This window comes from Micromonospora sp. DT48 (genome assembly GCF_049844495.1).
GTDB lineage: Bacteria > Actinomycetota > Actinomycetes > Mycobacteriales > Micromonosporaceae > Micromonospora.
The window spans coordinates 196,066-220,184 of record NZ_JBNCLE010000011.1; the positions used below are offsets into that span (position 1 = coordinate 196,066).

The following is a 24,119-nucleotide window of genomic DNA, read 5'->3' on the forward strand; positions in this document are numbered from 1 at the left end:
TCGCCGCGCGCTGCTGCGCAGCTGATCAGTGTCCAAAGTGGACGAAACCGGCCCAGGCGGCGACGTGCGACAGCTCGTCGTGGGCCAGGTGCCGACGCAGCGGTGCCGGCATGCCGTCCGGGATGGACCGCTCCGGGTCGAGCATCCAGCTCTGCGCCCGCCGCAGCGCCTCCCAGGCGGGCAGCCCCTCGGTGATCAGGTGGTGATGGAACATGTACATCAGGGCCGAGGTGGCCCGGTCGGGGATGGCCCACTGGGTGGAGAGCACCGACCGGACGCCGCCGGCCAGGAATGCGGTGCCCAGGCTGTACGCCTCGTCGTAGCCGTTGATCGCCAGGCCCGTCCGGCAGGCGGCGAGCACTATCAGTCCGATGGCCCGCTCCGGGCAGCGCGCCGTCAGCTCGACCAGTTCGTCAGCGGCGAGCCGCCCGCCGTCGGCCAGCAGGAGGTAGGAGGTGGCCACCGCCGGGTCGGTGTTGATGACGCCGTGACACGCGAGGTGCAGCACCGCGCCGGCCCCAGGGCTGTCGCTGGTCAACCAGGCCCGTACCTCCTCGACACTGCCGGTGCCGGACCGGCTCGGCGAGCCGTCGGCCCGGCGGCCGACGTACCGGCCGCCGGGATAGAACGACCGGTGGATCGCGTACGCCTCAAGCCGGGCGGCCGTGAGGTCAGGTGCCTCACCGCCCGGGTCCGGATCCCCGACCACGAGGCCGACCGGGGTCGGCGCGACCGGGGGAAGGGCAGCCGAGTGGCACAACATCCGGGCCGAGGCGGTCTGTGAGATCGCCACCAGCCGCACCGCGTACGTGCCGTCGGACCGGCGGGCCGCCTGCCACGGGATCCGGGCGAGTTCCCCCATCGGCACCAGCACCAGCCGTGGCAGTCGCCCCGAATCCGCCCGGGGCAGGTTGGGCAGGTAGCGCTGCACCAGGGGGCCGATCGCCGCCCGCCACGCCCAGTCGCACACCGTGTCGAGGCTGCCGGCGAAATCCGCCCCGTCATCGAGTGCGACCAGGTCGCGGTGTGGGTCCGCGAGGACGGTGTCGCGCCGGACCAGGGCCGTCAGGTAGCGCTCCACGTCCACGTCGTCGAGAAGGTGCAGATTGGGCAGCGCCATGTAGGCGGGTGGTCCCTGCACCGGTGCGATGACCGCGTACCCGGGGACCGGCGTCGCCCCCGGCATCAGATAGACCAGCGCGTCCGCGTCGAGGGTGTGCAACGCGGCCCTGATCTCGCCGAGCGTCGGTGCGTCGAGCAGGCTGCCCGCGTTGCTCTGCTCGGTCAGCACCGTCAGCACCTCGCGCCGCAGGCCGATCGGGACCTCCGGGGCTTCGTCGGACCCGGTGACCGCCCGCCACCGGGCCGCCAGTTCGGGGTGGCCCGCCGCCTCCAGGCGGCTGGGGATGTGCCGGTTCTCGGTCGCGGCGTAGAGGGTCAGTCCCCGGCCGGAGTCGAGCGCTCGGATGGCGTTTGCCGGGTCGTGGAACATCAGGCACCGCCGCGCCACGTCGATGGCGTCCTGGACGGCCCGACGCGCGGCGGCGGACGCCGCTTTCAGGTCGGTCTGCAGCAGCACCCGCCAGACATGCTCGCGGAGACCCTCCAGGGCGACGGTGTGCGAATTCTCCGCGCCGACGTGCCGCCGCACCTGGCTGAGCAGCTCGTTGATGACCGACCACAAGGCATGGCCCGGTCCACCCGCCAGTTTCTTCGCCCGTTTCAGCACCTCCTCCGCCTCGACGGTGTCCGCGATGGAGCCGGTCACTTCTCCGCGATGGACCAGTCCCAGAGCCAACCCGACCAGATGTGAGGGGAGCCGCGAGTCATCGGGTGGCGCCACGGTCACCGACATCCGGAGATGTTCGACGGCCTCCTCGACGCGAGCCAGGTCGTCGCGCTCCTCGCCGAGTGCGAGCAGCGCGCCGCCGATTCCCGAGTGGAACATCGCGCGCTCTCCCGGGGCGAGGTCGGGTCGCTGCACCAGGGCGCGCATCGCGGCGAGCTGTTCGGGTGTCACGCGGGTCACCGGACCGTCCTGACCCGCACTCCGGATCGACGCCAGCGGTGCCATCAGCGTGTCGATCTCCATCACGGACGTCCGGATCAGATCTCCGGACGGCAACCGCTGCACCGTCTCGCGGAGCGCCTCAAGGGCGGCTGCCGGGTCGTCGCCGCGGTGGTTGGCCATCATGAGGTCCACCAGCTTGGCGAAGGCGTCGGCGATGGGCGCGGCCGCCGCATCGTCGGCCAGCGCGTCACGCAGCTGGTGAGCCTGCCCGGGCAGCCGGTCCAGAGCGGCCTCGTCGCCGTCATACGTCGCCCGCAGCGCGCCGAGCATCGTCCGCATGGCGTTCCACAGCCGCGCCGCCGGTTCGTCGTCACCCGCCGTAGGCGCTACGGCGAGGAAGGACTCGACCTTGGCGAGGGTGGCGAACGGGTCCGACATCTCGCCCTTCATCCCGGCGTGCAGCAGCGCCGTCACCCGGGCCGCCGCCCGCATCTGCGGCCACTCCGGGGTGTCTGGTGGCGACCCCTCGGCGATCTCCAGCAGGTCGTCGAGCTGGCGCAGTCGGTGAGGTTCCGTCGTCGGATCAGCCCGCACCAGCGCGCCGAGCAGATCGGCCGCGAGGACGCCCCGGACGGGCAGGTCGATCGGTAGGCGGTGCAGGTCCTCGATCGCCGCGTCCAGGTCGCCCCGACCGAACGCCGCCCGGCTGATCGCCACGCATCGCCCGGTGATGTCGGCCGCCATCTCCACCCGAGCCCTCCCGCATACTCCGTCCCCATACCAACCTGACGGACGGGAGCAGCTTCGCGGCCGAACACCTCAAGGGGAGAAAGCCCGAGACGTCAGCGGCTTAGCTGCGCGTTGAGTCGGGCGGCCTGGCGGGTGAGGTGGTCGCGTTCGGGGAGGCTGGGTGCGGATCTGGCGGCCTTGGCGTAGAGCTGGGCCGCAGTCGCCAGGGCACCGTCACGTTCGTGCAGGTGGGCGGCGACCGCGTCGTATCGGGGCAGGGCGGGGTCGAGTCCCGCCAGGATGGCCAGACCGGCTCGCGGGCCGTCGGCCTCGCCGACCGCCACGGCCCGGTTGAGGCGGGCCACCGGGCTGTCGGTGAGGCGGACCAGCTCGTCGTACCACCCGACGATCTGCACCCAGTCGGTCTCCTCGGCGGTGCGGGCGTCGGCGTGCAGTGCGGCGATGGCGGCCTGCGCCTGGTATTCGCCCAGGCGGTCGCGGGCCAGGGCGCTCTGGAGCAGGTGTACGCCTTCGGCGATGAGGCGGGTGTCCCACCGGCTGCGGTCCTGCTGGGCCAGCGGCACGAGTCGGCCGTCGGCGTCGGTGCGGGCCGCCCGCCGGGCGTGGTGGAGGAGCATGAGCGCGAGCAGCCCCGCCACCTCCTCGTGCCGGATCCTCGCCGCCAGTTGACGGGTGAGCCGGATCGCCTCGGCGGCGAGGTCGACGTCGCCGGAGTAGCCCTCGTTGAAGACCAGGTAGAGCACGCGCAGCACGGTGGCGACGTCACCCGGCTGGTCGAACCGAACCCCGGAGACGGTCCGTTTGGCCCGGCTGATCCGCTGCGCCATGGTCGGCTCCGGCACCAGGTACGCCTGGGCGATCTGCCGGGTGGTCAGGCCGCCCACCGCGCGTAGCGTCAGCGCGACCGCCGAGGCCGAGGTCAGCGACGGATGCGCGCACAGGAAGTACAACGCGAGGGTGTCGTCGACCTCCCCGCCCGGCCCGGGTGCGGGCTCGACCTGCGCCAGCGCCTCGCGTCGACGTCGGGAGGTGTCGGCGCGGGCGGCGTCGAGGAACTTGCGCCAGGCGACGGCCACCAGCCAGCCCTTGGGGTCGCGCGGTGGGTCGGTCGGCCACACCCGTACCGCTTCGACCAACGCGTCCTGCACGGCATCCTCGGCCGTCGCGAAGTCGACCCCGCGACGGACGAGGATGCCGATCACGGCGGGTGTGAGGGTCCGCAGTACGGCCTCTTCCACCGAGGGTCACTCCTCGATGGTCGGCGGCTCGGTGAGGAACGGCCGGACCTCGAGCCACTCGTGCAGCGGCTTCCCGCCGACGCCCGGTGCCGCGGACAGCTCGGCGGCCAACTCCAGCGCCCGGTCGTAGCTGTCGACGTCGATTACCATCCAGCCGGCGATCAGGTCCTTGGTCTCCGCGAACGGGCCGTCGGTGACCGGCGGTCGGCCCTCGCCGTCGTAGCGGACGAACGTTCCCTCCGGGGAGAGTGCCTGGGCGTCGACGAACTCGCCGGTGCCTTGCAGCCGTTCGGCGAAGTCCTGCATGTATTGCACGTGAGCCGAGATCTCCTCGGGCGTCCACTTCTCCATCGGCACGTCGGTCAGCGGGGTCGGGCCGCCACGGTAGTGCTTGAGCAGTAGGTACTTGGCCATCGGTGCTCCTTGTCGGGTACGGCCATTGTGGCCGGGTGTACAGCGGGGACGGAGCACGATCCCGCTTCTCGACATGCCGCCGGAAAAAATCTTGGCGGTTTCTCGGATGGCCTTTCCGCCCGGCTCCCGTCGGTACCCGCGTCGACCGGGACGGCGCGCGGTTGGTCCCCGCCCAGACATGCTGGGCGGGGACCCCGCGCTCTCAGACGCTCGACGAGAAGGTCGAGCTGTACTGGCTGTCCAGCAGGCGACCGTTGTTGGCGAAGCAGGTGACCGGCAGCACCGCAGTGGTGGCGACCTGCGCCCACAGTTCCTGGATGGTGCAGTACGAGGGGCTGTCACCGATCGCGGTCACGTGCGCGGTGGTGTGCCTCTCGTGCAGCAGCGGGAACCTGACGACGGAGGTGCCGGGGCCGGTGGGAGCGTAGCCGTTGGGTCCGATGCCGAGCGGGTACGAGTAGTTCGTCGGGCCGGCGAACGGTGGGGTGGCGAGGTATCCGAAGTACCTCGGCGGGCCGAACGAGGCGTAGACCGAGCGCTCCCGGTGGAACGACACGGTGAAGTCGCTGTCCATCGGCGCGCCGCTGAACGGATCGTGGCAGGCGACGTAGACCAACACCTCCGGGCCGGACGCGCCCCAGCGGAGGATCTTGCATCGGCGCGGTTCTGCGTTCGGCTGCTGGGCGGTCACCTGCACGTTCCCGGAGAGTATGCCGGACGGTTCGCCGACACCCGAGAAGCGCACGGCGTAGATGCCCACCCCGACGTGGGAGGCGCTGACGGGCGCTCCGGCCGAGTTGTACGCCTGGGCGAGGAGGTTGGACGTCACCTGCGCTGAGGCGTACGCGCCGACGCCCGCCGGCAGGACACCGGAACTGAACGTCCACAACACGGTGAACGGGGTGTCGGCCGGTCTGCCGCCGGGCCGGAAGCACTGCACGTCGACGATCTGGTCGGGACCCGAGCCATACCAGCGTACGAGTTCGCAGAAGCGGCCGTCCCGCGCCACGGCGGTGACGTGCGCGTTGCCTCGGCCCCCCAGGCCGATGTTCGGAAAGCGCACCTGGAACCGGCCGAGTGCCACCTTGCCGCCGGTGGCCGTCAGCCCCGGTGTCCAGCTTCCGTACTGGTAGGCGGCGGGCAGTGGCGTCCAGGGCAGCGCGGTCGGATCGTCGACGTACGCGAACCCGAAGCGGTCGGCGGTTGCGGCTGTGGCCGGGGTGACCGGACTCAACAGCGCCGCGGCCAGGATGGCGGCCACGGCGGCGCAGAGATGGCGCAGGCGGAGAGGCATCGTCGACTCCAATCGGCATGAATCGATGCGTGCTGCCACTCTGCCGGGTAATGACCAAGGTCACAGTCGGATTGCCTACAGTCCGGGGTTAATCGATTACTCGTGGTCCGGGGATGGCGGGGCGGCGCGGCTGCGCCTGGATGTGGCACCGGCCGTCGCGCTCGCAGACCAGCCGGTCCGTACGGCGGGCGAGGTCTCCTTCACCGAGCTGACGCCGACCGCCGACGGCGTACGCGGGATGCTCGTGCTCCCGCCGCCGGAGGTGCCTCGACGGAGCGGGGTGCTGTGGGTCGGCGGCTCGGAGGGCGGCGTCGGCGGGCTGTACGACGCGCCTACCTTCGCCGCCGAACTGCTGCTGGCCCTCGGTGGTCCGCCGCACCGTGCGCTGTTCTACCCGGATGCCGGGCACGGCGTCGGCACCTTTCCGTATCTGCCCTCGAAGACGGTGCACCAGGGACGCACCGGCGAGCAGACACACGGCGGCACCCGGGCGGGCGACGCCGCCGCCCGCCGGGACGGGTGGTCCGAGGTGCTCACCTTCCTCGCCGCGCGCTGACCGCTGGCCGCCGACCCGGGCGGGCCGGCCTTCAGCGGTCAGCGCGGGGTGCGGGTTTTCGGCAGGTCGAACTGGTCGGCGCGGCGGCAGTCGCGCTGATTGCCGATCGCGTCGGGCCCCAGCCGGTCGAGCACCTCTCGGGCCCGCTGGCGCCCCAGGTTCCAGGCGTGCCACGGGTCCGGCTCCGCCAGATCGTCGGCGATCCAGCTGAGCGTGCAGCGGCGAACCGGGTCGGGCAGCGTGGACAGGGCGGGGGTGGCGTCCGCGGACAGCGCCCGCAGATACCACGCGTCGATCCGGCCGGTCTGCTCGTACCGGGCGATGTTGCGGCGGGCCGCGTAGTCCTCCGGGTTCAGCGCCGCCAGGCTCAACAGCATCACCACCGCGAGGGCGGCGGTCAGACGCGGTATCCACCCGCCGCGCCAGCGTACGCCGGCCACCAGGACCATCAGGAACACGGCGCCGAGCAGCAGCTCGAACGCCATCACGAAGATCCGCTCGCCGGTGAAGCTGTAGACCTTCTGGTAGGTGTACATCCGCGACAGGGCCGAGATGACGATGACCACGCTCAGCGCGCTGAGCAGGCCCAGCAGGATCCTCAACAGCAGCCGGTCCAGCGGCCGGTCCCGGCGCGCCCACCTGGTGACGCCGCCGAGCACCGCCAGGGCCAGCACGGTCACCACGACCAGTTGCCAGAACCCGCTGCGGGCGTACTCGGCGTAGCTGAGTCCGGTGGTGTCCAGCACGTGCCGTTGACCGCCGAAGAGCACGGTGAACTGCACGGCGACGAAGCCGCCGAACAGCGTGGTCAGGGTGGCGATCGGCGGAGCCCACTCGATCAGCCCGATACTGCGGGAGGTCTCCCGGTCCACCGAGGACAGGTTCGGCGGTGCGGCGAGCGTGTAGACGGCGGCCACGGCGATCAGGGCACCGACGGCGGCCAGGAACAGCCACCGGAACACCCCGCTCACGCTGATCTCCGGGATGAGGGCGCCGAGCACCCGGGAGAAGGCGGCGTCGGCGGAGGAGAGCAGCGCCCCGAACACGATCAGGAACGCCACGGTGACGACGACCGACCCGACGACCCGCCGGGTGGCCCCGGAGTCGTCGGAGACCCGGACGTGTGCGCGTACCCACGGCACGCCGCGAACCGCCGCGATCGGGGCGGCGACCAGGCTGAACAGGATCGACCGGATGCGCCGCCCACCGATGATCGCCAATGCCGTACAGGCCAGCGCGCCCAACACGCAGAACGTGACCAGCCACCAGGCGTTGCGGAAGCCGAGGACCGCCAGCAGCGCCAGGGCGGCGACGGCCCAACCGGTCCGCAGCCACCGCTCGGGCTGCGGCAGCTCGGCGATGTGGTGTCGTACCGCGACCGCGACGCCGACGGTGAGGACGAGGTAGCCGAGGAGCCAGCCGAGGCCGGTCCGGCCCAACGGGACGAACGTGGCCACGCCGAGCGCACCCGCCACGACGGCCAGCGGGGTGGTCAGCCGCCGGGCCGGTGGCGGTCCCGGCCACACCCGGTCGAAGAACGACGGCTGCGGCGGCACCGGCCGGAACGAGTACGGACCGGACGGTTGGTAGCCGAACGCCGCCGCTGGTGGAACCCGTGGCCCGGCCGGAGCCGCCGGAGCCGCCGGAGCCGCCGGAGCCACCTGAGCCGCCGGAGCCACCTGAGCCGCCGGAGCCGCCTGAGCCGCCGGAGCCGCCCGGTCACCCGTCGCCGGTGCGTCCGCCGGGGCTGGGCCGTCTGCCGTCGCCGGGTCGGCGACTGTCGCGGCGGGCGGTGACGGCGGCTGGCCGTCGTCGGCCGTCTCCTCGACCGGGCGTACGACCTGGGTGGTGGGCCCGGTGGCGGCGAGCGCCGCCGGCCGCGCTGCCGTGCGCTGCGCCGGTGCTGCGGGGCTGGCCGGGTTCGCGCCCTCCGGCACCAGGGGCAGAAAGATGGCGTAGCCCTGGGTGCCGGGTGGCACGGTGACCGGAATCGCCCAGGCGGGCTGGTCGGTCGGTCCCGGCCAGACGATGGGGGTCAGCCCGTCGGTGGCTGGCATGACCAGGAGACGGGGTGCCGTCGCGGCCGACGGCGCGGTGCTCTCGCCCCCGGCCGCGACAGGACGTTCGCCTGGTCCCCCGGTGCCGGGGGAGCCGTCGACGGGTGGCGGCTCGGTCACCGCGCCCTCCTAGGTTCGGTATGTCTGCGTCACTCTAGGACCGGTGACGCGGCCACGGTGCCCCCGCCGTATCCGTCCTACGGGGTGTCGCCACCCCTGCCCCGGTCGTCGAGGACCAGCGGGGCCCGACCGCGCACCGTGTACCGGACGTGGGTGACGTGCGGGCGGGGCACCACCCGGTCGGGGGTGAGCTCGATCGCCTCGAAGTCGTCGAGACCCAGGTCGTCGAAGACACGGAGCCCGGCGCCGAGGATGACCGGCGCGATGTGCAGGTCCAACTCGTCGAGCATCCCCGCCCGCAGCACCTGCCGGACCAGACTGCCGCCGCCGGCCACCGCGACGTTGCGGTCACCGGCCGCGGCGCGGGCCTGCTCCATCGCGCTGGCCAGCCCGTCGGTGACGTAGGTGAAGCTGGTGCCGCCCTTACGGTGCAGCGTCGGGCGCGGCCGGTGCGTGACCACGAAGACCGGAGCACGGAACGGTGGCTCGTCGCCCCACGGCACCTCACCGCCGTCGGCCATCCGGCGACCCATCACGTACGCGCCGGCCGAGGCGAACGACTCGGCGATGATCTCGGAGCTGGCGTCGTGTCGGCCGCCGACGAATCCCTGCCGCTCGCGCCACGCCATCGCTTCGGTGGCCCACCGGGTCACCCGGTAGAACCCGTGGCTCTCCGCCGACCGCACCCAGTCGCCGTTGCCGTCGTGCCGTGGCCCGGCGTAGTAGCCGTCGAGCGACACCGACAGTTGGGCGGTCACCTTCGTCATATCCGTTCCTCCCGGATCTGGCGGCGCCCACCGTGGGCGCCGACCCACAGGTGGATCGGTGCCGGGTCGACCGCTTCTACCGGTCCGGCAGGTGACCTGGGTCACACGGGAGCGGATCCTGACTCGCTCAAGGCGGCGGCCCGACGCAGCAGGTACCGCCGCTCGGGTTCGCTGCCGGCGTGCTGCGCCGCCGCCCGCCACTCCGTCGCGGCGGCCCGGTCGTCGGCGAGTTCCAGCAGGTGGGCGCGGACGGCGTGCAGCCGGTGGTGCCCGGCCAGCAGCCCCGACTCCACCTCGGACAGCAGGGCCAGCCCGGCGGCGGGTCCGTGGACCATGCCCACCGCCACCGCCCGGTTCAGCGTGACCACCGGGTTGGGGGCGAGGCGTTCCAGCAGCTCGTACAGGGCGAGCACCTGGGGCCAGTCGGTGTCCTCGGTGGTCGGTGCCTCGGCGTGCACCGCGGCGATGGCGGCCTGGATCCGGTACGGCCCCGGTGGCGAGGCGGTCAGGCTCTGCTCGACCAGCGCGCGACCCTCGTCGATCAGCGTTCGGTCCCACCGGTCGCGGTCCTGCTCGGCCAGGGGCACCAGGTCACCGTTCGGGCCGACCCGGGCCGCCGCCCGGGCCTCGGTGAGCAGCATCAACGCGAGCAGACCGGCCGTCTCCCCGTCGCCGGGAACTCGCTCGTGCAGTCGGCGGGTCAGCCGCAGCGCCTGCCCGGTCAGTTCGGCGCGCCGCAACCGGGGGCCGCTGCTGGCGCTGTATCCCTCGTTGAACATCAGGTACAGCACCTGGCGTACGACGGCCAGCCGCGTCGCGAACTGTGCTTCCGCCGGTGGCTCGAACCGGGCACCCGCCTGCCGGAGTCGCACCTTGGCGCGGGAGATCCGCTGGCCCATGGTCCGCTCCGACACCAGGAAGGCGGCGGCGACCTCGGCGGTGGTGAGCCCACCCACCGCGCGCAGGGTCAGCGCCAACTGTGCCGGCGCGGACAACGCCGGATGGCAGCAGAGCAGGAACAACTCCAGCAGGTCGTCGCGGGGGGCCGTGACGTCGGGCGGTGGGGTGACCAGCGCGTCGCGCGGCGTGAGTTCCAGTGCCGTGCGCTCGCGGCGGGTACGGGCGGCCTCGGCGCGGACCAGGTCGACGTACCGGCGGGCGGCCACGGTGTGCAGCCAGCCCCCGGGTTGTTCGGGTACGCCGTCGACCGGCCACCTCTCCACGGCCGCGACCAGCGCCTCCTGCACGGCGTCCTCGGCCCGGCCGAAGTCGCCGTACCGGCGGGCGAGCGTGGCCAGCACCTGCGGCGCGAGTCGGCGCAGCAGGTCGGTGGTGGCCGCGTCGAGGTTCAGCGGTCCGCTCCGTCGCCGGTCATCAGCGGCCAGATCTCGATCCCGCCGCCGACGGCCCCGAACCGGATGCCCGGATACGCGCGGGCGATCTCCAACGCGCGCTGCTCGTCGTCGACGTCGACCACGAAGTACGAGCCCACGTACTCCTTGGCCTCCAGGTAGGGCCCGTCCGTGACGACCGGGGTGTCGGCGACGATCCGCACCGAGCGGGGCCGCGACACCAGGCCCTGGACGTCGACCAGCTCACCGGAGGCGCGCAGCGTCTCGTTGAAGGCGTCGACCTGACCGATCAGGGCGGTCAGCTCGTCGTCCGGGAGGCTGTTCCAGATCTCCTCGTTGCCGTAGATCAACATCAGGTACTTCACGCACGCCTCCATAAAGGTCAATATGTCTGGAAATGGACAAGACGGCAGGGTCTTCCCTGACGCACTGTTGTAGCAGGTAGAGAGGCTGCGGATGGCGGGCCACATCCGATCCTCCGGCCGAGCATGGGCCGCGAGTCCCACCGGCCGCCGGTAAGGATCCCCCGCCGGGGCGCGTCGTCGCGCCGTCCGGCTCCGGCCCGCCGTCGTGGACCAGCCGCACCGACGGTGTTGCACCGCTGGGTCGCGACGACGACCAAGCCAGGAAGGAGCCGCCATGGCCGCTCCCACTGTCAACGTCTCGATGAACCCCACCACCTACTCGCCCGGCGAGCAGATGCTGCTCACCGTCAACTACGGCGACCCGGACAACCAGCGGCTGACCCTGACGATCACCGTGGCCGACGCCCAGGGCAACCGCAGCGCTCCGGTCTCGGTGACCGCGGTGATCGACCCGCTCACCCTCACCGTCACCGACGATTCGGGGCGCACCTGGTCCCGGGTCTCCGACAGCGGCTCGGTTGCTGTCTACCGGGCGGTGGCGTGATGCCGAGGGTGACCGTCACCGTGCGGGACGCCACCAGCAAGACCGCCACCGCGAGCGTCGCGTACACCGTGCTCCCGCCGGTGCTCGGCGGTTACTACCTCTCCGGCGGCGCGGACCCGACCGCCGACATGGCCGGTGGCAACTTCCGGTCACTGACCCAGTACCGCAGCTTCGCCGACGCGCACATCTTCCCCGGCTACCAGCGGCAGTGGCTGGTCACCCTCGGCCGGTCCGGGGTGCAGATCAACATGGTGCTCGAACTGAAGCACTACGGCGCGTCCGACACCGGGCCGCAGACCTTCACCGTCGACGGGGTGAAGTACACCGTGCCGGCACCGGCGATGACCATCCAGCAGCGTCCGGGCGCGGTCTGGCCCAAGGCGTACGGGTACGGCCAGGTCCTCGCCGGGCAGTGCGACGGGTTGTTCGCGCGGGCGTTGTCGCAGTACCGGACGATGGGCTTCGGCGTGAACATCCAACTCGCCTCCGAACTGGACACCGACCACGAGTTCGGCACCACCGAGGCGGGCAAGGCGTACACCTGGGCCGAGTCGGACGCTCGGGCGGTGCAGGCGATGACGTACATCGTCAACTGGTTCCGGGCCAAGGGGCTGCCGCAGGGCACCACCTTCTCGGTCGGGCTCGGCGGTTTCGACCGGGCCTGCTTCCGGCGTACCCACCCCGAGGCGCTGATGTCGCGGCTGGACTACCTCCAGTGGAACGTCTACGCGACCAGTGCCGGCCACACCGCGCTGGAGCGCTTCCGGCGTACCAAGGACTGGGCGGTGGCAGACCTCGGCCCGGTCGCGCTGTCCCGCCCGGTGTTGATCGCCGAGTGGGGCGTACGGGTCGTCGAGATCCCCGACCAGGCCGCCTGGATCGCCACCGTGCCGGCGGCCATCGCCCGGCTCAACGCCGAGCGTGGTCCCTTCATCGCCCGGACGAACTACTTCAACTCCGGCTGGGGCACCCTCAGCCCGAAGGCCGCCGGGCTGGCCGCCCTGCGCGCCGCGTACGCCCGGCCGCCGTACGGCTGATCCCGGTCGGTCTGAGTCGGCCCGCCGGGGTACCGGCGGGCCGACCCGTGCGCGGACCGGCCGTCCGCGCGCCTCGTCCGCTGATCGGGCCGGAAGCGCCCGTCTTGACATCGACACCCCACTGGTTACATGGTTAGTTACATGAGTAATGAACCAGCTAACCATGATCGGGATTGGTGGACGTGATGGAGGACGGCCGACCGATCTTTCTCCAGATCGCGGAGCTGCTGGAGAACTCGATCCTGGACGGGACCCTCGCAGAGGAGGGCCAGGTGCCCTCGACCAACGAGCTGGCCGCCTTCCACCGGATCAACCCCGCGACCGCCGCCAAGGGGGTCAACAAGCTGGTCGACGACGGAACTCTCTACAAGAAGCGAGGAATCGGCATGTTCGTCACCCCCGGTGCCCGAGCCAAGCTCCGCGGCCGGCGCCGCGACGAGTTCGCCCGACAGTACGTCCGGCCGCTGCTGACCGAGGCCCGCAAGCTCGGCATCGGACCGACCGAACTCAAGAACATGATCGACACCTGGGAGGAGGACCAGTGAGCGCGGTGGTCACCGTCACCGACCTGACCAAGCGGTACCGGACGGTCACCGCCCTGGACCGGGTCAGCTTCTCGCTCACCGAGAACCGCATCTACGGCCTGCTGGGACGCAACGGGGCGGGCAAGACCACCCTGATGCAACTGCTCACCGCGCAGAACTTCGCCACCAGCGGGGAGATCTCCGTCTTCGGGCAGCACCCCTACGAGAACGAACGGGTGCTGTCGCGCATCTCCTTCATCAAGGAGAGCCAGACCTACCCGTCCGGCCTGCGGGTGATGCACGTCCTCCGCGCGGCCGGTCTGGTCTACCCGGGCTGGGACGAGGAGTACGCCCAGCGGCTGGCCGACGTGTTCCAGCTGCCGCGCGAGCGTCACGTCACGAAGCTCTCCCGGGGCATGCTCTCCGCGCTCGGCATCGTCGTCGGGCTCGCCTCACGGGCCCCGCTGACCTTCTTCGACGAGCCCTACCTGGGGCTGGACGCGGTGTCCCGGCAGCTCTTCTACGACCACCTGCTGGCCGACTACACCGAACACCCGCGCACCATCGTGCTGTCGACCCACCTCATCGACGAGGTCAGCGACCTGATCGAGCACGTGCTGCTGATCGACCGGGGTCGGCTCCTGCTCGACGTCGACGCGGAGGCCCTACGTGGGCAGGTGGTGACCGTCTCCGGCCCGGTCGCCGGGGTGGACGAGTTCGTCCGTACCGGCACCGAACTACACCGGGTGCTCCTCGGCGGGACCGCGCGGGCCACCGTACGCGGTGACTTCGGCGCGGCGGCGCGGGACCGCGCCCGCTCCCTGGGCCTCGACCTCGAAGCCTCCTCGCTCCAGGACATCGTCGTCCGCCTGACCACCTCGACCAACGGGCACGCGGCCGGTGCCGGCAGTGCCACGGCCAACAAGGAGGCCACCCGATGAACCGCGCCCTGACCGTCGCCCGGTTGCAGTTCGTCGCCTGGCGCGTCGTGCTCGGCTGGCCCTGGGGAATCCTCGCGCTCAGCTTCCTGATCAACCTGGCCCTGTTCACCGCCATGGGAGAGAACGACGACTTCGAACCCACCACGGGCGGGCTGCTCAGCATCTACATCGTGATGTTCATCGCCAGCATCAGCGCGATCACCCAGGACTTCCCGTTCGCCATCGGGCTGGGACTCTCACGCCGCAGCTTCTACCTCGGCAACGTGCTCCAGTTCGCGGCGCAGGCGGTCGTCTACGCGGCGGTGCTCTACCTGCTGGCCATCGTCGAGGAGGCCACCGACGGCTGGGGCGTCAACCTGCGCTTCTTCGGCCTGCCCTTCCTTCTCGTGGAGAACCCGGTACTGCGGTTCCTCGGGTTCGCCATCCCGTTCCTGCTGCTCGGCTTCATCGGCATCGCGATCGCGCTGGTCTTCAAGCGTTGGCGGGTCAACGGCCTGCTGACGCTGGGCACCGTCGCGCTGGGCGGCATCGGCGGCCTCGCCGTACTCGCCACCTGGCGGGGCTGGTGGTCGGCGATCGGCGGATGGTTCGTCGACCAGCCCAACTGGGCGCTGCTGGTGGGTTGGCCCGCACTGGTGACCGTGGTGCTCGCCGCCGTCAGCTACCTGGTCATCCGGCGGGCGACGCCCTGAGCGTCGAGACCGCGCGACGGCAGTGGAGGGCAGTCCGCCCGGAGAGTTCCTATGCTCGACGCATGGAACTGCGGATCTTCACCGAACCCCAGCAGGGTGCCAGCTACGACGACCTGCTGGCCGTGGCCCGACGCGCCGAGGAGACCGGCTTCGGCGCCTTCTTCCGCTCGGACCACTATCTCAAGATGGGGTCGGTCAGCGGCGAGCCCGGCCCCACCGATGCCTGGACCACCCTGGCCGGTCTGGCCCGGGACACCCGTAGCATCCGGCTCGGCACGCTGATGAGCGCCGCCACGTTCCGGCTGCCCGGCCCGCTCGCCATCACCGTCGCCCAGGTCGACCAGATGAGCGGCGGACGGGTCGAACTCGGCATCGGCACCGGCTGGTACGACGCCGAGCACCAGGCGTACGGGATCCCGTTCCCGCCGCTGCGGGAGCGGTTCGACCGGCTGGACGAGCAGCTGGCGGTGATCACCGGTCTGTGGCGTACCCCGGCGGGCGAGACGTTCGACTTCACCGGCCGGCACTACCAGGTCAGCGACTCACCCGCGCTGCCGAAGCCGGTGCAGCGCCCGCACCCGCCGATCCTGCTCGGCGGCAAGGGCGCGAAGCGTACGCCGCAGCTCGCCGCCCGCTACGCCGACGAGTTCAACCTGCCGTTCGTCTCGATCGACGAGACGGTCGCCCAGTTCGAGCGGGTCCGCAACGCCTGCGCCGACATCGGTCGCGACCCGGCCGAGCTGACCTGGTCCAACGCGCTGGTGCTCTGCTGCGGCCGGGACGAGGCCGAGGTGCGGCGGCGGGCCGCCGCCATCGGCCGGGAACCGGACGAGCTGCGCGTCAACGGGTTGGCCGGTACCCCCGACGAGGTGGTCGACCGGATCGGACAGTTCGCGGCGGTCGGCAGTCAGCGCATCTACCTCCAGGTGCTCGACCTGGCCGACCTGGACCACCTCGACCTGGTCGCCGCCGAGGTGATGCGGCAGCTCTGACCACCTCGCCACGCCTCAGACCCGGTGCTCCTCACGCAGCACCGTGTCCAGTCGGCCGTCGCGATCACGGTCGAGGTAGGTGACGTCGGGCAGCCCGTCACCGTCGAGGTCGAACTGCACCACGTCGGCCACGCCGTCGCCGTCGAAGTCGGTGACCACCTGGACCGAACCGTCCATGTGCCGGGCCACGATCGACCGGGCGCCGCCCTCGACCCGGGGCGGCGGCCCGGGGGTGGGGGGCGGCGTCGGCACCGGCTCCGGAGTGGGGGCGGGCTGCGGATCCGGCTGGCTCGCCGACGGCCCGGCCTCGGCCCAGGTGACCGAGGAGCCGACCGGACCGGTGGCGGGTTCCACCCCGCTGCCGGCCGGGTCGATCTCCTCCTCGGAGGGGTACACGTCGCCGCGAGGGGCGGGATCACGGTAGCTGCTCATCGGCGTAGGGTTCCCCGACGAAGCCGGCGGTAACCGCCGGCGGGGAGAGGGGGACGAAGTGTCGACGCAGCGCAACTGGGCCGGCAACGTCGCGTACGCAGCACGGGCACACCACCGGCCGTCATCGGTCGACGAGCTGCGGGAGCTGGTCATCGGCAGCGACCGGATCCGGGCGGTGGGCAGCGGGCACTCGTTCAACCGAATCGGCGACACCACCGGGGACCTGGTCACGCTGGCCGGGCTGCCGGCCACGGTGCGGCTCGACGAGGCGCGGCGGGTGGTGCAGGTACCGGCCGCGATGCGCTACGGCGACCTGGCCACCTGGTTGCACGAGCGGGGGTACGCGCTGGCCAACCTCGCCTCGCTGCCGCACATCTCGGTGGCCGGCGCGGTCGCCACCGGCACCCACGGCTCCGGGGTGGCCGTCGGCAACCTGGCCACCGCCGTCGCCGGCCTGGAACTGGTCACCGCCGCCGGTGAGCTGATCACCGTGGACCGCACCGCCACCGAGTACGCCGGCATGGTGGTCTCCCTCGGCGCGTTGGGCATCGTCACCCGGGTCACCCTGGACGTGGTGCCCACCTTCGAGGTACGCCAGTACGTCCACCTGGACCTGCCGCGCGAGGCGCTGGACGCGGCGCTCAGCTCGGCGTACAGCGTCAGTGTCTTCACCGACTGGCGCTCCACCCGCGGCACCCAGGTCTGGCGCAAGCAGCTCGCGGACCAGCCCGCGCCCCCGGCGGACTGGCTCGGCACCACGGCGGCCGACCGCCCCTGGCATCCGGTGCCCGGCATGCCGGTGGTCAACTGCACCGAGCAGCTCGGCGTGCCCGGCCCCTGGCACGAGCGGCTGCCGCACTTCCGGCTCGGCTTCACCCCGAGCAACGGCGACGAACTCCAGTCCGAGTACCACCTGCCCCGGGCGGCGGCCGGTGCCGCGCTCGCCGCGTTGGACGAGGTGGCGCACCTGATCGCCCCGGTCCTGCTGACCAGCGAGTTGCGTACCGTCGCCGCCGACCAGCTGTGGCTCAGCCCGCAGTACGACCGGGACAGCCTCGCGGTGCACTTCACCTGGATCGCCGACACGAGTGCGGTACTCCCGGTCGTCGCCGAGGTCGAGCGGGCCCTGGCCCCCTTCGCGCCCCGCCCGCACTGGGGCAAGGTCTTCACCATGCCGACCGAGACCATCGCCGCCACCTACCCCCGCTGGGCCGACTTCGCCGCGCTGGTGACCCGGCTCGACCCCGGGGGCAAGTTCCGCACCGAGGAGTTCGACCGCCTGTTTCCCCGCTGAGGAGACCCTGTTCTCCGCCGGGGACGACCCGGCGGACCGACGCGGCGCGGCCCGGTCGACGGGCCCGGACACCGCACTAGGATGGGCCCATGAGCGCTGAGGCCGTCGGCATGCACATGCCCGCCGTCGTGACGCTCGACGACGTGGCGGCGATGAACGCCGCCGACGTGAACGGTCATCGGTACGAGACCAGCCCCGAGGGGGTCCTGTCGGTCATGCCGCCACCGGACTCGGAGCACGCGACGATCGCGAGCCGCATCTTCGCCTGGTTGATCATGGCGGGTTGGCCGGCGGAACAGGTGCTCCAGGCCGTTGGCGTACGCATTCCCGGCCCGGAGGGGCACGGCGGCAGGATTCCGGACCTCAGCGTCTGGCGCAAACCTCCCCGGCGCGGCGTGTGGTCGGCGGTCGCGGACGTCGTACTCGTGATCGAGATCGTGTCACCCGGTTCCGAGGCGATGGACTCGGTGACGAAGGTCCGCGAGTACGCCTCGGCGGGCATCCCCCGGTACTGGGTGGTGGACCGGGACGGCGCGCAGACGGTCACGTTGCACGAACTCGGCGGCGAAGGGCGCTACGTCGAGCAGGCGCGGATGCCGTTGGCGTGGTTGTTGCAGACCGCGCCGGTCGACCACCTCGACTGAGGCGGGGTCGACGGGTCAGCGACCGGCGCCGAGCTGGTCACGCATACTGCTGCGCTGCACGGCACGGCTGATGTCGCTGGGGGAGACGATGCCGATCAGGCGGCCCTCGGTGACCACCAGTGCGCGGCCGTCGGCACATTCGCTGAGTCTCGGCAGCAGGTCGGTCAGCGGCTCGTCGGGGGAGGCGAGGACCAGGTCGTCGGCGCGGCAGGCCACCGCCGCCAACGTGGTGCTGCCCCGCTCGTCGGCCGGCACGCCGCGTACCCGGTCGAGGGTGACCAGCCCGACGGGGCGGCCGTCCTCGGTCAATGGCAGCGCCGTGTGCCGGTACGCGAAAAGGTAGTTGTTCACGAAGTCGGCGACCGTCAGCTCACCGGAGGCGGTCTGCGGCTGCGGGGTCATCACGTCGCCGACCCGGACACCGCGCAGCGCGTCGCCCACCCGGGCCTGCCGCTCCTCCATGGTGGCCGCGCCGATCAGGAACCAGCCGATCAGCGCCAACCACAGCCCGCCGACGCCGGTACCGCTGAGGAACCGCCACAGCCCGAACCCGATCAGCGCCAGGCCGAGCACCCAGCCGGCGCGGGCCGCCACCACCGTGGCGCGGGTCCGGTCGCCGGTGGCCTTCCACACCGCCGCCCGCAGCAGCCGCCCACCGTCCAACGGTGCGGCGGGCAGGATGTTGAACACGGCCAACAGCAGGTTGATGCCGGCGAGCCAGGCCATCACGCCCAGCACCAGGCCCTCGACCCCGGCGAGGGCGAGCAGCATCGCGATCGCGCCGAAGAAGACGCCGATGATCAGACTGACCAGTGGCCCGACCCCGGAGATGCGCAGCTCGGCACCGGGGGAGCGGGCCTCGCCGCGCAGCTCGGCGACCCCGCCGAAAAGCCACAGGGTGATGCCCTGCACGCCGAGTCCGTTGCGCTTGGCCACCACCGCGTGCGACACCTCGTGGGCGAGCAGGCCGAGGAAGAAGACCACCGCCGCGGTCAGCCCGGCCAGCAGGTACGCCAGCACGGACCGGTCCGGGTACGACTGCGGGAACAGGTTGGCCGACAGCCCCCACCAGATCAGCGCGAAGATGACCAGGACACTCCAGTTGACCCCGACCGGTACGCCCACGATCCGACCGAGCCGGAAATTCGCCCTCATGTTCCGGTGATACCCCGGCAGCCCCTTCCCATGCCAGGGCCGAACGTCACCCCGACCGCAAGCGTGAGCGTCAGTCGCGATGTCGACAGCCACCGGGCCGGGTGCGGCGTCGAGGTTCGGCGATAGTTCGAAGGTGGCGACCTCGACCGATGACAGCGATGACCCGTACCTCTGGCTGGAGGACCTGGACGGCCCGGAGGCCGTGACCTGGGTCCGCGAGCGCAACGCCGAGACCGTCGCGGCGTTGACCGGCAGTCCGACGTTCGTCGCCCGCCAGACCGAGATCAGGCAGGTGCTCGACGCGGACGACCGCATCCCGTACCCGGGATGGCGCGGCGACGGCTTCTACTACGACTTCTGGCGCGACGCCGCCCATCCGCGCGGGCTGTGGCGACGCACGACCCTCGACCAGTACCGCCGACCCGAGCCGGAGTGGGACGTCCTGCTCGACCTGGACGCGCTGGCCCGCGCCGAGGGCGAGAACTGGGTCTGGGCGGGCGTGGCGACGTTGCCGCCTGAACACCGGCACTGCCTGGTCAGCCTGTCCCGGGGCGGTGCCGACGCGGTGGTGGTACGCGAGTACGACCTGGTCGACCGGTGCTTCGTCGACGGCGGCTTCACCGTCGCCGAGGCCAAGACCGACGTCTGCTGGATCGACGTCGACCACATCTGGATCGGCACCGACCTCGGCCCGGGTTCGCTGACCGACGCCGGTTATCCGCGCGTGGTGCTGCGCTGGCGGCGCGGCACCCCGTTGACCGACGCCGAAGTCGCCTTCGAGGCGTCCACGCTGGACGTCGGCGCGTACGGGTGGCGCGACTCGACGCCGGGCTTCGAGCGCGACTTCGTCGGCCGCAGCATCGACTTCTACCGCTCGGAGAACTTCCTGTTGACCGGGGCGGGACAGCGGGTCCGCATCCCGGTGCCCGAGGACGCGGAGTGGGGGGTACGCCGGGAGTGGTTGCTGATCCAGCCGCGTACGCCCTGGCCGGTCGGTGAGCTGACCCATCCGGCGGGGGCGCTGTTGGCGATCCGGTTCGACGACTTCCTCGCCGGCTCCCGCGACTTCGACGTGCTGTTCCGCCCCGACGAGCACACCTCGCTCGGTGGCTCCGCCTGGACCCGCAACCACCTGATCCTGACCACCCTCACCGACGTCCGTAGCCGACTGGAGGTGCTCACCCCGACCGGGCGCGGCTGGCGGCGGGAGCCCCTGCCGGGGGTGCCGGCGGACGAGGAGGGCTGCCTCGTGGAGACCGACCCCGACCGGGACGACTCCTACCTGGTCGCCTCGGAGGGCTTCCTCCAGCCGGCCACGCTGCGCCTCGGTGCGGTCGGCGGCAGTGTGGAGACGCTCAAGCGGGCGCCCGCGTTCTTCGACCCGGACCGCCTCGCGGTACGTCAGTTCTTCGCCACCTCCGCCGACGGCACCCGGGTGCCGTACTTCGTGGTCGGGGATCCGGCCGCGCCTGCCGGACCGACGCTGCTGCACGGGTACGGCGGTTTCGAGGTCTCCCTGACGCCCGGCTACGACGGGATCGTCGGCCGGGGTTGGCTGGCCCGTGGCGGCACCTACGTGGTGGCGAACATCAGGGGCGGCGGCGAGTACGGCCCGCGCTGGCACCGGGCCGCGTTGCGCGAGCACCGACCGAGGGCGTACGCGGACTTCGCGGCCGTGGCGACCGACCTGGTGACCCGGGGCATCACCACCCCGGCGATGCTGGGCATCGAGGGCGGCAGCAACGGCGGCCTGCTGATGGGTGCGATGCTGACCCGCTACCCGTCGCTCGTCGGGGCGGTCGTGGTGAACGTCCCGTTGCTGGACATGCGGCGCTACCACCGGCTCTTGGCCGGTGCCTCCTGGATGGCCGAGTACGGCGACCCGGACGTGCCGGAGGACTGGGCCTACCTGCGGAAGTACTCGCCGTACCACAACGTGCGAGCAGACGTGCGGTACCCGCCGGTCCTGTTCGTCACCTCCACGCGTGACGACCGGGTGCATCCCGGGCACGCCCGGAAGATGGCCGCCCGGCTGCGCGAGTACGGCCACGACGTGGCGTACTACGAGAACGTCGAGGGTGGGCACGGGGCGGCGGCCAACAACGAGCAGCGGGCCTTCATCGAGGCGATGTCGCTGGAGTTCCTCTGGCGGAAGTTGGCCCCGTCGGGGAGTTCCGTGCCCGCTCAGGCGGTCGGCGGCGGGGCGGGTAGCTCGTCGACGACCACCACCGGGGTGCCGGGGCCGACCTTCTCCAACAGCAGGCGCTGGCCGCTGGCGGTCAGCCGGATGCATCCGTTGGTGGTCTGCTGGCCCAGCTCACCGTCGTGATACCAGGTGTGGATGCCGATGTGGGCGCCGCGCAGCCCGGCGGGCACCGAATCCGGGTCGTCGGGGATCGAGCCGAGGGCGTAGATGTCGACCCCGCCGTAGACCGACTCCGGCGGTGGGGTGCGGCCCAGGACGAAGGTGCGGCCGAGCGGGGTTTCCTGACCCCGTTGCCCCAGGCTGACCTGCCAGGAGCGCTGGGCGGTGCCGTCGCGGTACCAGGTGAGCCGGAAGGGTTTGCGCTCCACCACGATCTGGTCGCGCAGCGCGACGGTGCGGAAGTCGCCGGGGGGTAGCCAGGCCAGTTTGCGGTTGGCCGAGGGGAGCAGCACCGCCGTCCAGCCGGACTCGCGGCGGGCGATCGGCACGGTGAGGTCCACCTCGCTGATCGTCGGCATCAGGAACGCCAGTGGTCGACCACCGGGTGCGTCGTACGCGGCCAGCCTGCGGGTCGGCTGTAGGCCCTGGGTCAGCGGTGTGGTGTCGAGGGTGTCCGGGTCGTCGGGGAAACCGGCGGGGGCCGGGTCGTAGTCGATCACCGGGAGCCCGTCCGGTGCCGGCGCGGCGGGCAGCACCCGCTCGGCGACCGCCGACGGCGACGCCGGAGTGGTCGGCACCACCCCGCCCGTGGACCCGACGACCGGCGCAGGTGCGGTAGCCGGAGTCAACGCCCACCCGGTGTACGCCGCGCCACTCATCAGCACCGCCACGCCCACCCCGACGGCGACCCTCCGCCGCCCCCGCGACCCCAGAACCCCCCAAAACCCCACCCACCCACCCTACCCCCCAACCCCTCCCCAACCCCCCCAAAAACCCCACCCCCTCCGCGTTGATCAAGAAGTTTTGGTCACGTTCGGGCCTGTATTCCGACGCAAACTTCTTGATCAACACGGCGGGGGTGGGGGTGGGGGTGGGGGGTTAGGGGAGGCGGGCGTTTTGGTGGATGGCTATGGCGTCGTGGGCGGGGATGTTGGCGGAGAACCAGCCGTTGGCGTCGACGGTGATGACCGGGCCGGAGCAGGTGCCGTTGGTGAAGGTGCCGTGGATGACGTCGCAGTAGCGGCCAGCCGGGAGACCGGTGTAGTAGGAGCGGCCGTTGATCGCCGAGCCCTCGTGGTTGATGGTGATGTAACCGCGGCCCGTACGGCTGAAGGCGATGTGGTTGTTGCCGTTGTCGTACCAGTTGCTGACCCCGGCGCCCTCGGTGGCGTTGCGGAAGCCGACCATGTTCGCGATCACCTGCCAGCGGTGCTCGCACTCCCAGCCGGAGTAGCAGACCGTGTTGTGCGTCTTGTTGTTGCCGTCCGAGGGTGGTCCGGCGTCCCGGTTGTTGAAGGTGTAGCTCGACATCACCGTCGGGGAGCCGTACGGCCAGGCCAGCATGAACGCGTTCGCCAGTGCGTAGATGCCCCGGTCCCGGTAGGTGAGCACCCCGCCGTCGTCGCGCTGGGTGTCGTGGTTGTCAACGAAGACCGAGGCGACGCCGCTGGGCAGGTGGCCCCAGCCCTCACCGAAGTTGCGCAGGTACGCGAGCCGCTCGGAGCGGAACACCCGGGCCAGGTCCTTGCCGTAGCGGAACTCGTGCACGTCGCCGTTGCCGGTGTACTCGTTCGGCGTGATCGGCTCGCCCGCGCCGTAGATGACCTCCTGCACGATGTACGCCGGTCGGCTGAGTCGGCTGAGGATGTTGCCGATGTCGGCCGCCGGCATGTGCTTGCTGGCGTCCAACCGGAACCCGTCCACGCCGAGCGACAGCAGGTCGTTGAGGTATGCGGCCAGCCGGGAGCGGACGTAGTCCGACTCCGTCTTCAGGTCGGAGAGGTTGACCAGCTCGCAGTTCTGCACCTCGTACCGGTCGTGGTAGTTGACGATGTCGTTGTTGCCGTTGCGACCGCAGTAGTGGAAGTCCTGCGCCTGGTAGATGCCGGGGTAGACGTGGTGCTGGTAGGACGAGCCGGCCCAGCCGACGCCGCCGTTGTCCTGGCCGGACATGTGGTTGATGACCGCGTCGACGATCACTTTCACGCCGGCCGCGTGGCAGGCGTCGACCATGGACTTGAACTGTGCGCGGGTGCCCTTGCGGGACTCGATCCGGTAGCTGACCGGCTGGTAGGCCACCCACCACTGGTTGCCGCGTACGTGCTCCTGTGGTGGTGACACCTGGACGAAGCCGTAGCCCTTCGGGCCGAGCGTGCTGCCGCACTCGCTGGCGACCGAGGGCCAGTTCCACTCGAAGAGGTTGGCGATGACCTTCTTGCCGCCGGTCGGGGCGGCGACCGCCGGGGGTGCGGTCACCACGCCGGGGGCGAGGAGGCCGGCGATCACGGCGAGGGCGATCGCCGGGCGGAGTCGACGTTTGCGCATCGGGGGCTCCAAGGGGGACGGGGGACGGGGGACGGGGGAGATGGCACGGGTTGCCCAGATCTTGCAATCAAGGCTGAAAAATTGCGGAAAGATTACAAGCGGGTTTCAACGCCTGTCAATGAGTGGCGCTGGCGGCGGCGGAACGCGCGTTACACGCGCCAGCGGGCGGGGCGGTTCGACAACTCGTCGAGATTTTTTTCGTGAACACTGATCCGACCGGGGCCGCGCTGCGTACTGGAGTGGGGAACAG

Annotated in this window: 21 protein-coding genes and 1 pseudogene; 10 read left to right on the plus strand and 12 right to left on the minus strand. The window is 71.5% G+C overall.

The genetic code is table 11. The annotated features are described in order from the left end of the window. Nucleotides 1–25: 25 nt before the first annotated feature. The 4 genes from ACLQ2S_RS15595 to ACLQ2S_RS15610 form a co-directional block, all read right to left on the minus strand. The gene (locus ACLQ2S_RS15595; RefSeq protein ID WP_230462784.1) at nt 26–2,755 is read right to left on the minus strand and encodes a CHAT domain-containing protein; all 2,730 of its coding nucleotides are present in this window, start codon (nt 2,753–2,755) and stop codon (nt 26–28) included. A gap of 98 nt (nt 2,756–2,853) precedes the next feature. Next, entirely contained in the window at nt 2,854–3,999 is a 1,146-nt protein-coding gene (locus ACLQ2S_RS15600; RefSeq protein WP_425701922.1) for an RNA polymerase sigma factor, read from the minus strand. Between the two features lie 6 nt (nt 4,000–4,005). Then, nucleotides 4,006–4,413, minus strand: a complete 408-nt coding sequence (locus tag ACLQ2S_RS15605; RefSeq protein ID WP_425701923.1) for a YciI family protein — start codon at nt 4,411–4,413, stop codon at nt 4,006–4,008. 202 nt (nt 4,414–4,615) lie between these two features. Beyond that, complete coding sequence (locus ACLQ2S_RS15610) at nt 4,616–5,707, minus strand: hypothetical protein (RefSeq protein WP_155220532.1); 1,092 nt, start codon at nt 5,705–5,707, stop codon at nt 4,616–4,618. A gap of 142 nt (nt 5,708–5,849) precedes the next feature. Here ACLQ2S_RS15610 and ACLQ2S_RS15615 point away from each other — a divergent pair, with 142 nt between their 5' ends. After that, complete coding sequence (locus ACLQ2S_RS15615) at nt 5,850–6,263, plus strand: acyl-CoA thioester hydrolase/BAAT C-terminal domain-containing protein (protein WP_196222586.1); 414 nt, start codon at nt 5,850–5,852, stop codon at nt 6,261–6,263. Nucleotides 6,264–6,301: 38 nt separating this feature from the next. Here ACLQ2S_RS15615 and ACLQ2S_RS15620 read toward each other — a convergent pair whose 3' ends face one another. The 4 genes from ACLQ2S_RS15620 to ACLQ2S_RS15635 form a co-directional block, all read right to left on the minus strand. Next, nucleotides 6,302–8,440: a DUF4153 domain-containing protein gene (locus ACLQ2S_RS15620; RefSeq protein ID WP_425701924.1), complete on the minus strand. Its 2,139-nt coding sequence runs from the start codon at nt 8,438–8,440 to the stop codon at nt 6,302–6,304. A 77-nt stretch (nt 8,441–8,517) separates the two neighbouring features. After that, the gene (locus ACLQ2S_RS15625; protein WP_155220528.1) at nt 8,518–9,207 is read right to left on the minus strand and encodes a dihydrofolate reductase family protein; all 690 of its coding nucleotides are present in this window, start codon (nt 9,205–9,207) and stop codon (nt 8,518–8,520) included. 101 nt (nt 9,208–9,308) lie between these two features. After that, a complete protein-coding gene (locus ACLQ2S_RS15630) occupies nt 9,309–10,559 on the minus strand; it encodes an RNA polymerase sigma factor (RefSeq protein ID WP_155220526.1) in 1,251 nt (416 codons plus the stop codon). Continuing rightward, on the minus strand, nt 10,556–10,924 hold the full coding sequence (locus ACLQ2S_RS15635; protein ID WP_196222585.1) for a YciI family protein: 369 nt from the start codon (nt 10,922–10,924) through the stop codon (nt 10,556–10,558). Before ACLQ2S_RS15635 ends, ACLQ2S_RS15630 begins: the two co-directional genes overlap by 4 nt. 274 nt (nt 10,925–11,198) lie before the next feature. Here ACLQ2S_RS15635 and ACLQ2S_RS15640 point away from each other — a divergent pair, with 274 nt between their 5' ends. The 6 genes from ACLQ2S_RS15640 (at nt 11,199) to ACLQ2S_RS15665 (ending at nt 15,654) form a co-directional block, all read left to right on the plus strand. Beyond that, nucleotides 11,199–11,468, plus strand: coding sequence for a hypothetical protein (locus ACLQ2S_RS15640; RefSeq protein ID WP_155220522.1), 270 nt, complete (start codon nt 11,199–11,201; stop codon nt 11,466–11,468). Next, complete coding sequence (locus ACLQ2S_RS15645; protein WP_155220520.1) at nt 11,468–12,505, plus strand: hypothetical protein; 1,038 nt, start codon at nt 11,468–11,470, stop codon at nt 12,503–12,505. The genes ACLQ2S_RS15640 and ACLQ2S_RS15645 overlap by 1 nt, the downstream gene beginning before the upstream one ends. A 185-nt stretch (nt 12,506–12,690) precedes the next feature. After that, entirely contained in the window at nt 12,691–13,050 is a 360-nt protein-coding gene (locus ACLQ2S_RS15650) for a GntR family transcriptional regulator (protein ID WP_155220652.1), read from the plus strand. Further along, complete coding sequence (locus ACLQ2S_RS15655; protein ID WP_425701925.1) at nt 13,047–13,970, plus strand: ABC transporter ATP-binding protein; 924 nt, start codon at nt 13,047–13,049, stop codon at nt 13,968–13,970. Before ACLQ2S_RS15650 ends, ACLQ2S_RS15655 begins: the two co-directional genes overlap by 4 nt. Then, nucleotides 13,967–14,662 (plus strand): hypothetical protein, encoded by a 696-nt coding sequence (locus ACLQ2S_RS15660; protein ID WP_155220518.1) that lies wholly within the window; start codon nt 13,967–13,969, stop codon nt 14,660–14,662. Before ACLQ2S_RS15655 ends, ACLQ2S_RS15660 begins: the two co-directional genes overlap by 4 nt. A 62-nt stretch (nt 14,663–14,724) precedes the next feature. After that, nucleotides 14,725–15,654, plus strand: coding sequence for an LLM class F420-dependent oxidoreductase (locus ACLQ2S_RS15665; protein WP_155220516.1), 930 nt, complete (start codon nt 14,725–14,727; stop codon nt 15,652–15,654). A gap of 15 nt (nt 15,655–15,669) precedes the next feature. On the opposite strand, the gene ACLQ2S_RS15670 is transcribed toward ACLQ2S_RS15665, so the two are convergent. Continuing rightward, the gene (locus tag ACLQ2S_RS15670; protein WP_155220514.1) at nt 15,670–16,086 is read right to left on the minus strand and encodes a hypothetical protein; all 417 of its coding nucleotides are present in this window, start codon (nt 16,084–16,086) and stop codon (nt 15,670–15,672) included. Nucleotides 16,087–16,144: 58 nt separating this feature from the next. Between ACLQ2S_RS15670 and ACLQ2S_RS15675 the strand changes: the two genes are divergently transcribed. Continuing rightward, nucleotides 16,145–17,380, plus strand: coding sequence for a D-arabinono-1,4-lactone oxidase (locus ACLQ2S_RS15675; RefSeq protein ID WP_425701926.1), 1,236 nt, complete (start codon nt 16,145–16,147; stop codon nt 17,378–17,380). Between the two features lie 89 nt (nt 17,381–17,469). After that, the gene (locus ACLQ2S_RS15680) at nt 17,470–18,024 is read left to right on the plus strand and encodes a Uma2 family endonuclease (RefSeq protein WP_425701927.1); all 555 of its coding nucleotides are present in this window, start codon (nt 17,470–17,472) and stop codon (nt 18,022–18,024) included. Nucleotides 18,025–18,039: 15 nt separating this feature from the next. Here ACLQ2S_RS15680 and ACLQ2S_RS15685 read toward each other — a convergent pair whose 3' ends face one another. Further along, a complete protein-coding gene (locus ACLQ2S_RS15685) occupies nt 18,040–19,179 on the minus strand; it encodes a site-2 protease family protein (protein WP_155220509.1) in 1,140 nt (379 codons plus the stop codon). 79 nt (nt 19,180–19,258) lie between these two features. On the opposite strand from ACLQ2S_RS15685, the pseudogene ACLQ2S_RS15690 reads away from it, so the two are divergent. Further along, a pseudogene (locus tag ACLQ2S_RS15690) lies at nt 19,259–21,325 on the plus strand (prolyl oligopeptidase family serine peptidase); the annotation flags it as partial. A 38-nt stretch (nt 21,326–21,363) separates the two neighbouring features. On the opposite strand, the gene ACLQ2S_RS15695 reads toward ACLQ2S_RS15690, so the two are convergent. Both ACLQ2S_RS15695 and ACLQ2S_RS15700 read right to left on the minus strand, forming a co-directional pair. Further along, a complete protein-coding gene (locus tag ACLQ2S_RS15695; protein WP_425701928.1) occupies nt 21,364–22,275 on the minus strand; it encodes a L,D-transpeptidase family protein in 912 nt (303 codons plus the stop codon). A gap of 148 nt (nt 22,276–22,423) precedes the next feature. Next, nucleotides 22,424–23,869, minus strand: a complete 1,446-nt coding sequence (locus tag ACLQ2S_RS15700; protein ID WP_425701929.1) for an alpha-amylase — start codon at nt 23,867–23,869, stop codon at nt 22,424–22,426. Between the last annotated feature and the right edge of the window lie 250 nt (nt 23,870–24,119).

Excerpts from the sequence above, each read along its gene's own strand:
- ACLQ2S_RS15665 (WP_155220516.1), top strand. The coding sequence starts at position 14,725 with ATGGAACTGCGGATCTTCACCGAACCCCAGCAGGGTGCCAGCTACGAC.
- ACLQ2S_RS15700 (WP_425701929.1), bottom strand. The coding sequence starts at position 23,869 with ATGCGCAAACGTCGACTCCGCCCGGCGATCGCCCTCGCCGTGATCGCC.
- ACLQ2S_RS15685 (WP_155220509.1), bottom strand. The coding sequence starts at position 19,179 with ATGAGGGCGAATTTCCGGCTCGGTCGGATCGTGGGCGTACCGGTCGGG.
- ACLQ2S_RS15640 (WP_155220522.1), top strand. The coding sequence starts at position 11,199 with ATGGCCGCTCCCACTGTCAACGTCTCGATGAACCCCACCACCTACTCG.
- ACLQ2S_RS15670 (WP_155220514.1), bottom strand. The coding sequence starts at position 16,086 with ATGAGCAGCTACCGTGATCCCGCCCCTCGCGGCGACGTGTACCCCTCC.
- ACLQ2S_RS15645 (WP_155220520.1), top strand. The coding sequence starts at position 11,468 with ATGCCGAGGGTGACCGTCACCGTGCGGGACGCCACCAGCAAGACCGCC.
- ACLQ2S_RS15650 (WP_155220652.1), top strand. The coding sequence starts at position 12,691 with ATGGAGGACGGCCGACCGATCTTTCTCCAGATCGCGGAGCTGCTGGAG.
- ACLQ2S_RS15595 (WP_230462784.1), bottom strand. The coding sequence starts at position 2,755 with ATGGCGGCCGACATCACCGGGCGATGCGTGGCGATCAGCCGGGCGGCG.
- ACLQ2S_RS15680 (WP_425701927.1), top strand. The coding sequence starts at position 17,470 with ATGAGCGCTGAGGCCGTCGGCATGCACATGCCCGCCGTCGTGACGCTC.
- ACLQ2S_RS15605 (WP_425701923.1), bottom strand. The coding sequence starts at position 4,413 with ATGGCCAAGTACCTACTGCTCAAGCACTACCGTGGCGGCCCGACCCCG.
- ACLQ2S_RS15625 (WP_155220528.1), bottom strand. The coding sequence starts at position 9,207 with ATGACGAAGGTGACCGCCCAACTGTCGGTGTCGCTCGACGGCTACTAC.
- ACLQ2S_RS15660 (WP_155220518.1), top strand. The coding sequence starts at position 13,967 with ATGAACCGCGCCCTGACCGTCGCCCGGTTGCAGTTCGTCGCCTGGCGC.
- ACLQ2S_RS15610 (WP_155220532.1), bottom strand. The coding sequence starts at position 5,707 with ATGCCTCTCCGCCTGCGCCATCTCTGCGCCGCCGTGGCCGCCATCCTG.